Origin of the sequence: Halalkalicoccus subterraneus (genome assembly GCF_003697815.1) — an archaeon.
GTDB lineage: Archaea > Halobacteriota > Halobacteria > Halobacteriales > Halalkalicoccaceae > Halalkalicoccus > Halalkalicoccus subterraneus.
This window is the reverse complement of the sequence record NZ_RDQG01000037.1, coordinates 107,307-120,751: the sequence shown is the minus strand read 5'-3', so window position 1 is coordinate 120,751 and position 13,445 is coordinate 107,307. Positions and strand designations below refer to the sequence as shown.

Annotated in this window: 9 protein-coding genes; 3 read left to right on the top strand and 6 right to left on the bottom strand. The window is 55.2% G+C overall.

Annotated features, from left to right (window positions below):
* Positions 1-364: 364 nt before the first annotated feature.
* Together EAO80_RS10380 and EAO80_RS10375 are read left to right on the top strand one after the other, a co-directional pair.
* Positions 365-796, top strand: coding sequence for a hypothetical protein (locus EAO80_RS10380; RefSeq protein WP_122089821.1), 432 nt, complete (start codon positions 365-367; stop codon positions 794-796).
* A gap of 1 nt (position 797) precedes the next feature.
* Entirely contained in the window at positions 798-1,724 is a 927-nt protein-coding gene (locus EAO80_RS10375) for an alpha/beta fold hydrolase (RefSeq protein WP_009367628.1), read from the top strand.
* 259 nt (positions 1,725-1,983) lie between these two features.
* On the opposite strand, the gene EAO80_RS10370 is transcribed toward EAO80_RS10375, so the two are convergent.
* A complete protein-coding gene (locus EAO80_RS10370) occupies positions 1,984-2,430 on the bottom strand; it encodes an HVO_A0114 family putative DNA-binding protein (RefSeq protein WP_245998571.1) in 447 nt (148 codons plus the stop codon).
* An 87-nt stretch (positions 2,431-2,517) separates the two neighbouring features.
* A complete protein-coding gene (locus EAO80_RS10365) occupies positions 2,518-2,817 on the bottom strand; it encodes a toxin-antitoxin system TumE family protein (RefSeq protein ID WP_122089819.1) in 300 nt (99 codons plus the stop codon).
* 1,812 nt (positions 2,818-4,629) lie between these two features.
* Between EAO80_RS10365 and EAO80_RS10360 the strand changes: the two genes are divergently transcribed.
* The gene (locus EAO80_RS10360; protein WP_122089818.1) at positions 4,630-5,115 is read left to right on the top strand and encodes a helix-turn-helix domain-containing protein; all 486 of its coding nucleotides are present in this window, start codon (positions 4,630-4,632) and stop codon (positions 5,113-5,115) included.
* 24 nt (positions 5,116-5,139) lie between these two features.
* Here EAO80_RS10360 and EAO80_RS10355 read toward each other — a convergent pair whose 3' ends face one another.
* Genes EAO80_RS10355 through EAO80_RS10345 form a run of 4 tightly spaced genes read right to left on the bottom strand, consistent with a single transcriptional unit; the run spans position 5,140 to position 13,444 of the window.
* Positions 5,140-8,220: a type IV secretory system conjugative DNA transfer family protein gene (locus tag EAO80_RS10355; protein ID WP_122089817.1), complete on the bottom strand. Its 3,081-nt coding sequence runs from the start codon at positions 8,218-8,220 to the stop codon at positions 5,140-5,142.
* On the bottom strand, positions 8,220-8,486 hold the full coding sequence (locus tag EAO80_RS19720) for a hypothetical protein (protein WP_162993969.1): 267 nt from the start codon (positions 8,484-8,486) through the stop codon (positions 8,220-8,222). The genes EAO80_RS10355 and EAO80_RS19720 overlap by 1 nt, the downstream gene beginning before the upstream one ends.
* Positions 8,486-9,862, bottom strand: a complete 1,377-nt coding sequence (locus EAO80_RS10350) for a hypothetical protein (RefSeq protein WP_122089816.1) — start codon at positions 9,860-9,862, stop codon at positions 8,486-8,488. Before EAO80_RS10350 ends, EAO80_RS19720 begins: the two co-directional genes overlap by 1 nt.
* Positions 9,863-13,444 carry a VirB4 family type IV secretion system protein gene (locus tag EAO80_RS10345; RefSeq protein WP_245998569.1) on the bottom strand — a complete coding sequence of 1,194 codons (3,582 nt, stop codon included), beginning with the start codon at positions 13,442-13,444 and terminating at the stop codon, positions 9,863-9,865.
* Position 13,445 lies beyond the last annotated feature (1 nt).

The window sequence follows — 13,445 nt, the reverse complement described above, 5'->3', positions numbered from 1 at the left end:
GAGTTCCGAGAACTCGTCTTGATGTGTGCCGTCCACAACATCAGGCAGACCGTGAACCAGTGAAATCAAACTACGTCTGGCGATTCACCACGGCCGTATAGACGGTTTCCCGCTTCATTTCCCTAGTTCTAACGGTCGGAGCCGACGCTATCTAGTGATTCACCAGAGCCGCATTACTACAACTGCCACAGACCGCATCAAGCTCTCAATGGTAGAACACCGATCAAGGAGGTCCAGAACTAGACAGTGCCACATATATTAACTCATAATATAGTTGGCCATATGTACCTTTGTGAGATTGAAAACCTGTCCGTATTGCTAACTCATTTATATGACACTCCCAAATACTATGGTGTGGTAAAACATGACAAACGCTGATCTTGGAGATCATGATTGGTGGGAACACTACCAAGAAGTGGTCAACAACGATGACGAGATGGAAGTGCGCGGCCACGACAAATTCAACGAGAACTTCTACGTCGAGATCGGCGACGAGCGGTTTCTAATTCAGGTGGAGCACGGGAAAGTCGACGATGTTATTCCCGAACCGGGAATGAACAACCAATGGTCCTTCGGCGTCGAAGGGAGCCGTAAGGCCTGGAAAGAGTTCGTTCAGGAGGTTCCGCCTGCGTTCAATCACGAGATTATCGCATCGCACTATCGGTCTGCCGTCAAAGAAGAGGAAGACCACCTTCAGCTGACGGGGAGCAACAAGAAAATTTTCCAGAATCTACGTGCATTCCAGCGCGCTCTCGACCTGATGCGGAAAACGCACAATAACGGAGGTGAGCTCTAACATGAGTACGACTGATCACGGTACTATTGAGGAAATCACGGGCAAGTACGTTAACGTCGAAATTGATGGTGTTGACCACAGAGTTTACTTCGAGGAGAACGGCCCGAAGGACGGTATTCCCCTCCTCTGTCAGCATACCGCCGGTTGTAACAATCAGGAGTGGCGTCACCTTCTCGACGACGAAGACATCACGGACCAATTCCGTGTCATCGCCTACGACCTCCCATTCCACGGAAAGTCCATCCCACCGGAGAGCGAAGAATGGTGGGAAGAAGACTATGAACTAAATGCTGAACAATTCGCTGAGACCATCGTCAGCATCTCTGACGCACTTGATCTCGACAACCCAATCTACATGGGGTCGAGTATGGGCGGCAACATCACTCTCGAACTCGCCGACTGGTACCCCGAGGAGTTCCGAGCACTCATCGGGTTGGAGTGTGGTGCTCACAGTCCGGGGTTCCACATCGACTGGCTTGACCACCCACAGGTGAACACGACCGAAGTCAACGCCTACTCGTGCTGGGGGCTCATGGCGAAGCAGAGTCCTGAGCAGACCCGACGTGAGACGATGTATCACTACGAACAGGGTGCTACTGGTGTCTTCAAGGGTGACCTCTACTACTACTCTGTCGACCACGACTACCGGGACAAACTCGACCAAATCGATGCAACCGAGTGTCCCCTGTATGCCGTGAACGGCGAGTACGACTACCTAACCGATCCCGATGATGGACGTGAGGTCGCTGAAGGCGTCGGTGAAGGCGCGACCGCCGTCGAAATGGCCGATATCGGCCACTTCCCGATGAGCGAGAATCCCGAACTCTTCAACGCGTACCTGAAGGAAGTCCTAAGCGATATCACGGGCACCCGCGAGGAACCACTCCCTGATGTCCTCGAAACAGAAGACGTCGGTGTGAAACTCTAACGGCTAGCACCTCATCTCCCATTTCTAATTTTACTCGGGTCTGGTGAATCGCTGTAGGTCGGGAGGTTCTGCTGGTAATAAGTGGCCGTAGTTGTTCCTCCGATGTGTCTATTCACGGCCCATCCTATCGATCGAGGTCTGATGGTTATTTGCTCCAATTCTCATAGCCGACCACCCCAATTCGGCTATTGTCTAGCGATTCACCAGAGCCTAACAGTCTAACCATTTTTGAGACATCATTCTTCAGGACAAGAGAGTATCAAGCTGGGGCAGCATCATCCGTCGAATGCGGCGTCGAGATCTCGAGATTGACTTCAATTGTATCATAGGGAACGAACGGGCGTTTTGCCCGGCCAGCCTGCTCGAAGTGTACAATATCGTACTCTACGAGAATCTGGAGATCGTTGTGGATCGTCTTGACATCACGTTCTAAGCGATCAGCCAGTTGACGGATGCTGTCTGGCTGCTCGGCCATAATACTCCGGAGGAGCTCAACACGACGGTCAGTCAGTAGTGCTCGGAGGTCACTTGGGTTTTGGAAGTTGATGACGTGCGGGACTTCCTCGCCGGCTTCCCAGCGGTCAAGCCGATCAAGCGCATTTTGGCGATGTGCTTCCTCGGAGTCGGACGTGATCCGCAGTATCGAGGGGTAGTCCTCGGGGTCACGATCCTCGAGGAAATCCGCATCGGCTTCGACGTCGTTCATGACGATCTCCTCGTCTTTGGAGTCAATACTGTTGGCGTCGTCAGTGTCATCGGGTGTGTTTGTGTTGGGTTTATTGGGCATAGTAGGTCACCTCTTGCGACGGTCGTCCATTTCGTTATAGAACGTCTGGGCGTGGTCTTTCAGGCCGGTGTATTCGATGTCGTCGTAGACACCAGTGGGCGTATGGTAGTGATGGCGGCCGACACCTGGGTGGTCCGGGAAGTTGTCGAACCGTAAGAGGGTCCGACCATCTTCGGCCATGTATTGGAATCGGTACTTGACCCCCTCTGGATAGTCGTCGCTTTTCGCAATGGCGGTCGCAGTCATCTCGTACCGAGAACCATCGTTGAGCGTGTCTGAATCCTCGTAGATGACCGTCGATCCCATCTATGCTACCTATGTTGGTGTAGCGTGCCAACATAGTATAACTCTTTCCGTTGGTACCACACACCAACATACTACGCTTACTGCGGAATTGGGCTTAACCAGAGCCACCAGATACTCAATTACGCTTCGCTACTGAGAGGGTATCATAGAACTCTTATCACGGTTTTTCGACCATATTTCGCCGAGTCAATCGGTCCTCGCAGTCATGAACCTTCGTCTGAACAAGTACTGAGACGCTATTCATCTGAAGATTTGGCGCGTACGATGCTTCCGGAACAAGCTACAATCTCGAGGAATCCTCGCTTCACTAGAACAGGACTCCACCAGTGCTAGAGTCGACTGGGGTCCACTCATTAGTGCTTATAGGGGTCCAATCTACTTGTCTCGCTATCTCCGATCAATTGAGAGAGTTCTCTAGACGACGGAAGTGCACTGAGAACTATCATCAGATAGTATTCTGCCAGTAGATCGTCGCCCATCCTCTCAGTGCCAGAGGCCCTGTTCCCACCCTTCCGGATACTCATAACAGGCTACTTTCTCAAACCTAAGAGATGAGATCACGATTTACGGGGACTCAACAGATCGACCGCAGACGGAGCATAGTACTCTTGAACACTGCCACCGTCGTTCTTACACAGCTCGGCTGGGGAGTCGAGAGGCTAGTACTTCCTGGGAGTCCCACGTCATAGATCTATGTGCACTGATAGACTACTCCCTCAGACCTTGGTAGTACAATCTCTCCTCTTGGCTTTCTTGACTACTGGTACTAGGTTTCTCTGGGAGTCAGACAGCTGCCCTGTGGTAGTGTCTTGCTCTTACTCAGTCTCGGCTAGTACTGTCGAAGCAACGGCTCTCTCAACACTACTTTTTTGGGAGTAGCTTTGGTGCCTGTGGAGTCATCGATCCGGCTGTGAGTGTGTCTATTGCTCCTGTCGCTGTTATCTGTCGCTGATCGCTTGTACCCCATTTCGCTGATGAGGTACCCGCTACTGAGAGAAATGGATACCCAGGCTCTGCTGAAACCTAGTTGGAGATTTTGTGTCGAGGTACCTCTGCTATTCTTCAGTCTTCGCTCGTGGGGACCCCACACTTGCTTCGCTCTCCCTGGACCCCTGTCAGTGCTCGCTCACCTACCAATCAGTGTGGAAATCGGTGTCCCCTCGTCGTCTTTTTTAGAGTCTTCTGTACCAACGGGATGACTGACTATTCGGAATAGTGAACGAGGCTTGCTACTGCTCTGTTTAACACAGCGCTTCCGATGAACAGCTCTCTATTCCGATAGTTTCTAAGACACGCCGCTATTGAGGTGAAGATACCTTGGTCTCGTGCTGATCGACTCCTCATTGCTGCTGTATCACTACTCGTTTCATTGGTGCTGGATTGGCCCTGTCCTATCGCCTTCTTAGAGTCGCTCTTCTTTTCTCGGATCGAGTAGGTTTCTTCTTTCGTTGTCTAGTTCTGTACTGTGAGGTCTGCTCTTGTACTGGTGCTCTCGCTTTGGGGACTCCCCTTTATCTGAGCTCAGTCTGACTCCCGGCTTTGCTGTCTCGAGATGGACTCCCAGTGGTCTCTATTTGGTGATTCACTTATTTTTCCTGAGGGTTTGTTAGCTCGCTTGTGCACCAGCACCTGGGGGTATCCTCCTTCTCGACCTACTGGGTACCTTTTCCTACTCTTAGCTAACGCGCCGATTTTTGTATTCAGAATCACTCTGAATGGGGCTCTTAATATAGATTCCTAGAATTTGATTCAGTATTTCTGAGTCCTTATTTTGATACCAACTACTATATGTCCTGATTTAGTACATGAAGTATGGACGTCGATCTCTCGCAATTTGACTGGAAAGCACAAGAAGTTCTCCGAGCAATCCACCAGCACGGTGGAGACGCTAACACCGCTGAGATTCGGGGCCAGACAGGGATTGAAGACAACAACGTGGTACTATATCGACTTAATGATAAATTGGAGCCTGCTGGCCTTGTCGAGCTCCACCAACCTGATCCAGAGAACAGCCGGATTCAACCTAAAGTTGCGACCCTCACTGACGCCGGGAGAGAAGCTGCTGTTCAACTCGACGAGGCCCGTGACGAGTCACTAGATCTCTCCGATAAGGTGGAACAACTAGAAGCACGCATCAACTCATTCGAGACACAGGTAACGGATACCGCCAATGAAGAGGAAGCGTCGGACCGAGAGAAAGAATTTCAAGAATTGCGTGTCGGGATGCTTGGGATTCGTGATTACCTCATTGAAGAACACGATGCTGACCTCGCTCAGTACTTAGACAGACATCGGTAGGAGGGGTGAAGGCAACCAGGTGAGCTATGTCATGTTCTCAAAGGTGAACCCGGTAGCAGACTCTTCAGTAGCCTCATCTTCGCCGCTGTGATTGTTCTGCTCCTCGCTTTCCCCTCTAGGAGTACCGTTCGTATCGACGTTCTCAGCCTCAACACTCTTGACCTTCTCATGCACTTCTGCTGGTGTTGCTTCAGTTCTCTCTTCTTTATCTGCGCCTAGCCGTTCCGTTGTGTCCCAAGAGGTGTCCATTGGCAGCAGTGGCCGGGTCTTGTCCTGTTTACAGATCATCGGCTCGGTGTACTCCTCGGTGTCGTTGTCGGGGAACACCACAAACAGGAAGTCCTCCGATGTTGGCATCCGGTCGAACTCGTTTTCGGGAATGAAGGGTGCTCGAACCACCATCCAGTCGTCTTCTAACTCCTCGCGCGAGCCATAGACCAGCTTCTCACCACTGGTTCGAACCGTGTACTCACGCTCAGAGGCATCGTACTCGGAGTAAGCAGGGACGTTCGATTTCGATGGATCAGCCGCCGCCTCACGACTCTCGAAACGAGCGTGCTCAGTTCCATCTTCATCGCTCATCACGATCTCTTCGTCCTCTTCACGCCAGACGAGATTAGCCTCACTTCGTGGACGCAGTGCGTACATGTCCGGCGCGACAGCGAGCGTTTCGACTTTGTTATAGAACGTCCGATTGTCTTCCTCGTCAACGTCAGCAGCGAACGTCATCCGGTCGTAGTTGATCGTCCGATTCGCTCCTCGGCCCGTGGTGTCGTAGATGATTCCCTCACCCCGCCGCGGCCAGTAGTCAAACCGGTCGTGGTTAGCTGTCCCGTCCTTACACGCGAAGACGCACAATTTGTGCTCGTCGATCGCTTTCCGCAGATTCGTTAGCGTCTGCATCGGCTTCTCTAACGTCGAGGTTTCGGCCTCAATACTGATGTTCAACCCGTCGGTAAGCTCGTAGAGGTGAGGATACTCGTCTTGCAGCCGTTCCTCTCGCTGGTGCATTTCCCGTGGATTCTGAGCATTCATCGGATCGATCGGGAGATCGGCGATTCCATCTGGATCCTCCTCGCCCTCTTGGGTCGGGAGTTCGACGAACATCCCGAGCTTCGTGAACGCGCGATACGCTTCCGTGAGTACCCACCGGTGTTCGTCGCCGCCACCGCTTGCACTGCTGCCGGTGTCTTGGGCTAGTCCTGCATATTCGAGGCCCTCTGGTGTCACCTTCATCACCGAATCACCATCCCGACGTTGGCGTTGGAGATACTCATCAGGTGCTTGCTCAATTACGTTCGACACTTCCGATGAGAAGCCGAGCTCACCGGCTCGGCGTCGCCACTCGTCTTTCACTGCCTCGCTCTCGACGTATTCACCGATCGCATCTCGCTTAATCTGGACTGTGTAAGCCGCTTCATAGAGCGCTTGCTCGGCGGGGTCGCTCGTCACATCGATCTGTTCCTCGCCGTCGTTACTGGCACCTGCTTCAGTCGTCTTGGACGAAATCGCCCCACCGGCATCGAAGTGCATTTCGTCGAGAATCTCCTCGCCACTTTGGACTGGCGAGCCGTAGTTCTCAAGCGAAGTGACGATTAGCTCGTATGCTTCTTCGATGGTATGGCATGGTGGATACGGTGGGATGAGCTTCGCTAGGAACGGATCATCCTCACTGTTGAGTTGCGTCTGTGCATGGTAATCGGGTGTTCGCTGCAAATCCTCAGTATCCATTCCACCGAATCGGTTTGCGATCTCACGCGCCTCTTCGGGATGATTTGGTGTGAGCGAGAGAATCGTGTTGCAATTGGAGATAATTGCATCCGCCGCGTCGTCCGGGAGTGACCTGAGGACCTGCGTCGAAAGCATCAACCCGAGTTTCTTTGAGCGGGCTTCCATGAGCATCGTCTCGATCTCGTCACCATCGGTGAGGACCGAGTGACACTCGTCGATCGCGAGGAAAAAGGGCGCATACTCACTACCGACATTGTCCATTCCAGCGAGTTCCATCATCTGCTGTTCGGACGGGTCTTTCCGAGAGGTGACGGCGGTCCAGATGCCGCTCACAACCGCATTAGCAGTCATGATCTTCGCTTCCTTTGGGAGGTCGTTGTTGACAATCAGGATCTTCTGCTCGTTGACGATCTGGCCTAGCGTGACCTCGGCGCCGCGCATCGCGATGATTTTCCGGGTGATCGGGTTCTCGACCCAGTCTTTCAGCCGCCCGAGCAACGGGTCCAGTTCGTCGTCGCTCAATTCCTCGGCGATTCGTCGGGTGAATCCCTCGAGGAACATGATGTCATCGTCGTCAATCGAATCGCCGATCAGATCCGCGTACTGCTGGCGGTTTTCCTCTTCAAGCAAGGCATAGTAGATCTCGATGATGGTGAACTCTTCCTCGTGGCGGGCCATTCCGCGGATCATGTTTTTCGCGATCCGGTCCATGCGTGGCCCCCAGTACTCGCCGGCAGCGAGCAGTTCGATCAGGTCGGCGACGATCCACTCGATTTCCTCGTCGAAGCCAGGCTCACCGGGATCGTGGTACGTGTCCAGAATATTGAACCCGATCTGATATGGGACGTCCTCGCCCGTCTCTTCATCTTCGAGCGAATAGTAGTCAGCGCCGAGGTCGACGTAGACGACGTCGTCCCAACGCCGTTTCGGAACTCGACGCAAGAGGTCGTAGATGTCGTCACCCTTTGGATCAACGATCGCGACGCCATGACCGCCCATCATGAGTTGGGTTACAGAGTTGTAGATCGCCGTTGTCTTGCCGGTTCCTGTACTACCGAGGTAGGCAATATGGCGGAACGCCCGAGAGAATTCGACACCGAACTCTCGGCCCGTCCGTTCGGAACAGCCCACCCAAACTGGCTGGTAGGGCTTTTTAGCGGCGTTTTCGATCATCGCTCGGGGCCATTCGCCGGCGTAGGTTTCGACCTCGTTGGAGACCTCGTCGATGCGTTCGATCCACCACTCTTTGCCGTTGATCCGTTTTGGTCGAGTCGGGTCGTACTCTCCATCACTCGCTACTTGGGTCGTCTCGTTGTTGTCGTCCGCTTCAGTCTCGTTTTCGTCGTCGCTGGTGAATGAATTGAATAGTCCCATTAGTTGTCTCCCTCCGTCGAATCCGAGTGGTCATTTCCATTCGGTTGCTCGGCTGACTGCTGGTGCTGTTCGCGTACTGTGCCTGCCGTGGGTTCTTCGATATCCGGTGGGAGTTGATCGATCGCATACACCCACTCTTCTGGATCTGTTGTCGCTGATCGATCCGACGCCTCCCAGTTGGTCGCGGGTTGTACCCAGTCGTCGAAACGAGGGGAGTCGATTTCTGCGTCCGATTCGTCGTCGGTGGATGCATTAGAGTGTGTCATTAGTATACTGCCTCCGTACTGTCTGATTGCGTCTGGTCGGGCTGTTCACCGGTCGCCTGCGTTTCTTGGTCCTGCTCAGTTACTGCTGCAATCGCTGCTTCTGTTGGTTGGGACTGATTGATGGCGTAGATCCACTTATCGGGATCCCGTTTCACCGATCGATCCGGTGTATCCCAGCCAAGTGCTGGGCTCAGCCACTCGCTAAAGCGCGGGGAGTCCGCTGGGACGTCCCCAGCATTCGATGTGCGAGTCCAACTGACGTTCTGGGTATTGATCGACTCGTTCGGGACGTGAACCACGCCTGCCGCGGTTCGAACCCCCATCGTCATGCCATGATCGACGTATTCGCGGCGCATCGCGAGTTGGACGAGCTTCAAGAGATCCTCGCCGCTCATCGGGACACAATCGAACCCCTGCTGGGTGTCCGAATCGTAGTACCCCTCAAACATATCGGCCGTCTCGTCGACGCGGCTGATCGCCGTCTCTGGGTCCTGACCGACCGCGACGATCCGAATGTCGACCTCATAGCCCTTCTGTCCGGCTTGGCGGCGGACGGCGTCAGCAGCCGCTGTGGTCTTCTTGTTTGTCCCGCGCTTTTGGGTGCGAACCTCTGAAAGATCCACCCCCTCTTTTGTGAACATTCCCCGAACGATGTCCTTCGTATCGGCCGGCTGGACGTTCTCCTCTAAGTCGTCGGCGACGTCGTGAATCGAGGGCTCTAGGACACCACCCTTGTACCAGTCGCTGGGTGCTGGGCGGAAGACCACCTGTGTCGCGACGTTCGTGACTGTCTCGGCTTCACGCTCGCCGACCATTTCGCTGGTGATCGAGCCGTAGGGATCGTTCTCGAAGCCCTCGACGTCGATGTGCTTGATCGGATAGTAGCGTTCCTTCTTGCCTTGGAGTTTTAGCTCGAGGCGAGCGGCGGCCAGATGCCAGTCCTCGCGGAATGGGAGAAGCTCGGGCTCGGGTAGTTCGTCGACTTCGATGTGGCTGTCGGGGTAGAACGTTTCGAGCTGCCGGGCCAGCCGGTTCTGGTATTTCTCGCCGCCCATCACCCATTGGAAGCCGATCTGCTCGTTGATGTTGCGGATCTCGAAAGCGTGGGCTGGGCGCGAGTCAGTACTGGTCCCAGTCCGCATCGGGTGAACCGACGTTAGCAGGTCGACCGCCTTCGGAATCCCACCACCCTCTTTGTGTGGAAGGACGTGGACTGCGCGACGTTCGGCACGGGCCTCTTCGAGTTCGTTGATTACGTCATTGGTCAGCTGCAGCGTGTCGTAGGCATCCGAGCCGCCGTCGCGAAGGGCCGGGACTTTCCGGGCGACCGACCGACGGACATCGTCGCGGATCAGTGCCGAGGCGATTCGACCCATTCAGTCGTCCCCCGTAGCACTAACGTCGGTACGCTGTGGCCTCTGGTTCTGCTCGACAGCGTCTCCAGACGTGTTCGTGCCCGTTGCTGTGATCTCCGTGTTGGTGGCGACCTTGCCGTCTGTCGTCGGGGCGAAGCGCCATTCACAGATGTCGTCGTGCTCGAGGAGATACGAGTAGAAATCCTCGCCATGTTCCGAGGGATCGAACTCCGTCACGACAGCTTCGCGGGGATTCTCCTCGAAGTCCATCTTGACTTTCAACGGGTAGGTACCTTTGTCCGAAACCCGGAGTAGGGCCGTTGAGTAACCCAATTCACGATTACCCGGCTCCGCATTTCGAATGAATCTGGCTTCGTCTGATGTGAGCCCGATCTCCTCGGCCCACTCGTCGCTCATATCCTCCTGGTGGAAGATTTGTGTGGGCATGTTCTCGAACAGGACTTGGGCGTTGTCCGTGAGGTGGGTGTTACCGTCAGCGTCCTCGCCAAAGAAATCCTTGAACGACTGCGTGGCGACGCCGAGTGAGAGGTCCCAGTGGCGACCATGACGGAACTTCTGATTGAGCGATTTCTGGGCCAGCGAGTCCCGCAGCATATAGTGGAACTCGTCCATGAAGATCACCGACGGAATGTCGATTGTTTTGACCATCTCGTAGAAGAGGTCGTAGACGACCTGCATCGTCAGACCAATCGATGTACTGGCCTCTTGTTGCTGCATATCGACGTAGAAGAACGTCGAATCCTCAAGCTCGATATCAGTCTGTTTCGTGAAGTGCTCGTACTCGCCGCCGGGGAGGAACGGTTGGATATCGTTGTTGATGATGTCGACGGCCGTGACCTCTCGTTCCTCAACTTTTCGTTCGGAGGGATCCTGCCCGGGCTTCGAGCGAACCCACTCCTCAGGCTCGTCGGTCATCTCGTCGATGATCTCGATCGCGTCCATTGGCGTCGGGCAGTCACCCGAATAGCCCTGTTCCCGACGATAGTCTGCTGAGTGGGTCTGCGGATCGTCTTCGATCCCATAGCGCTCGGCGGCTTCTCGAATCGCCATACGCCAGATCCCCTTCTTCTCGGCGAAGTCCAGACCCTCGTCGGCGTAGTACATCTCGACAAAGTCCATACAGCCCTCCAGCCAGTGCTTGTACGGTGCGCCCTTGCCGATGGTCGCGAGCTTCTCTTCAGGTGTCGCCTCGATATGGAACGGGTTGATGCCCGTATCCCCACCGACGACAAGACGCTCGCCGTCGTGGACAGTCGCGAGGTTCGCATACTCCTGCAGTGGGTCGATAATGATCGTCATGAGATCATCGCGATAGACCATGTTTAGCCGGCCGAGGATCTCCGTGGCAGTCGTCGTCTTGCCGCCGCCTTTCTTCGTGAAGATCCCAAAGTCGAAGCCAGTCTTGCGGTTCCAGAGGTCCAAGTACAGCGGCTCGTTCGTGTGCATATTGATCCCGAACTCGACGCCGTTCGGTTCATGGAGATTTCGCGACGTCCAGGGGAACTCACGGGCCACACCGTCGGCGAACATCATGATCGGCTCCTCGAGCTTATCATCACACACGGGCGCGACTGACTGCCACCCCTCGAAGTGGTGGGCTGTTTCTTGACGGGCTTCGGCGCCCTCGTCGTTCATCATCGAGTTGATGTGATCGATGGTCCGACCGAGGGCTTCGGGGTCGTCGCTTCGGAGTTCGATATGCGTGTTCGTTTCGAAGAGGTCGTATTCCGAATCCTGGTTCGCCTCGACCATCTCCTGGGCCTCGTCGTGCTGTTTCCGGTAGGTCTGCAGGAACATCGGCAGCCGGGAGTCCTCGGCCTTCTCCTTTTTGTCCTTCAGTTGGTCTTCCGTGTCTGAGAGTTCGATTTCGGCACGCTGCTGGTCAATCGGATTGATGTGGGTCGCGACGTTGACCGCGACGCCGGGTTCATGTTCTCGAAGAATCGGCTCGAGGATGCCCATCTTGGGGACGGCGGGCCATTCGCGGATCGAGAGTGTCTTGCTGTAGACGGCGTTGTCGATCGTAATCCAATTCTCGTTGCCGCGGTAAATGCCGTCTTTGGGGCCGACAACCGTCTGATAGTGGTCGACCAGCTGCTCTTTCGTGAGAATGACGTCGGCAACGGGGTTATCGTTGATCTTCGCGACTCGATCAGCAAAGGAGCTCGCAGTGCTCTTCGCCGTATTGACGATGCCCTCGTCATTGGGCTCGTTGGATTGGTCACTGCGAGTGGGGACTATATGGCGATTGCCGTCGTCCCCCTGATCGACCATTTGGGATGTCTCGCCGGGCGTTTGAGGTTCGACAGCGCCGTTGGACTCGCCGATCGGGCCATTGGGAAGGTCGCGTAGATGATCGTGGTCGACACCGTACATCGCCGTTCCCTCACTGGAGGTCGGCTTCGGTGAGAGCCGGACGACGTCGCCAAAGTTGTCGTTCACGTACGCGTTAGCCGCCTGATAGTGATCGGCGAAGACCTGCGAAAGCTCGGTTGAGGAGAGGATTCGCGTACTGATGTCCTCAATCGTCCGGAGGTCCGACTCAAGCGTCTCGAGTTTGTTCTCAAGCCGTTCGACCATTACTTGCGTGTGGTCGCCCTCCTGGCGGAGATCACGGAGTTCCTTGTACTTCCAGAGGCGGCCCAATAGCGGGACGTTCGCCATCCCGCCGCCCGCCTCAACATTGTCCTCCGTGACGACGTCCGCTGGTTCGATCTTGATCGTGACGTAGTAGTTGCGCTTGAGCGTGGTGACGTCGTATAGATCAATCACGCTCTGGCGCTCATCAGCGAGGTCAGCCCCAATTAAGAGACCGAGATCCTCTCGATTGATCTCACTATTGCGAGCCTTCCGGTAGGCTGTATCAATATCGCCGTGTTTCGCGGCAAGCTTGTCAAGGAGCTCTTGCTCGCGATTGTCGTACGTACCCATCCGGTCGCCGTAATCGACGGCTCGCATCTTCGAGGTGAACTGCGTCCTCGCGGTGACTGATGAGTCGATGACGTTCGCGAGGCGCTCCACACGGCGTGTCCAGTGGCCTTCGTCGGCGACCGCCATCGCCGCCGGGCGAACCTTGATCGCGCCGATCACACCGCCATCAGCCGTTTCGATGGCCGACGAATTGTGGAACGGGCGGGAGACCTGCACGGCGTCCTGCGAGCGTTCTGCCTCGTCGACACCGATTCCACGGACATTTCGGATGATTGGGAGTCGAACGATCCGACCGGGAAGCGTGTCGTTGGTGGGCTGTGCTTTCTTGCTGCCGTTGCGTGCACTGAGCATGGTATGTTGTCGAGTATGATGGGTAATGCGTCGCCGCAGGTGTTCGTGAACCGAGAGGTGATTCGGCGTGTGAAACGAGGCGATGATTGAGCCAACGAACATGCAGAGTGCAAGCCCGTAGACCGGACTTCGGTAGCCCGGTGGAACATACATATCCGCGGCGAACCACGTCATCGCGGCTGTGCCACCGCCAGCGTAAATCGCGACTTTCGAGACGCCGGCGATTCGCTGGCCGGTCAATCGGTTTGGGAGAACTTTGCGTCTGTCCGCTGCTCGCTGCTGGTCAGTTCCTGTGCTCATT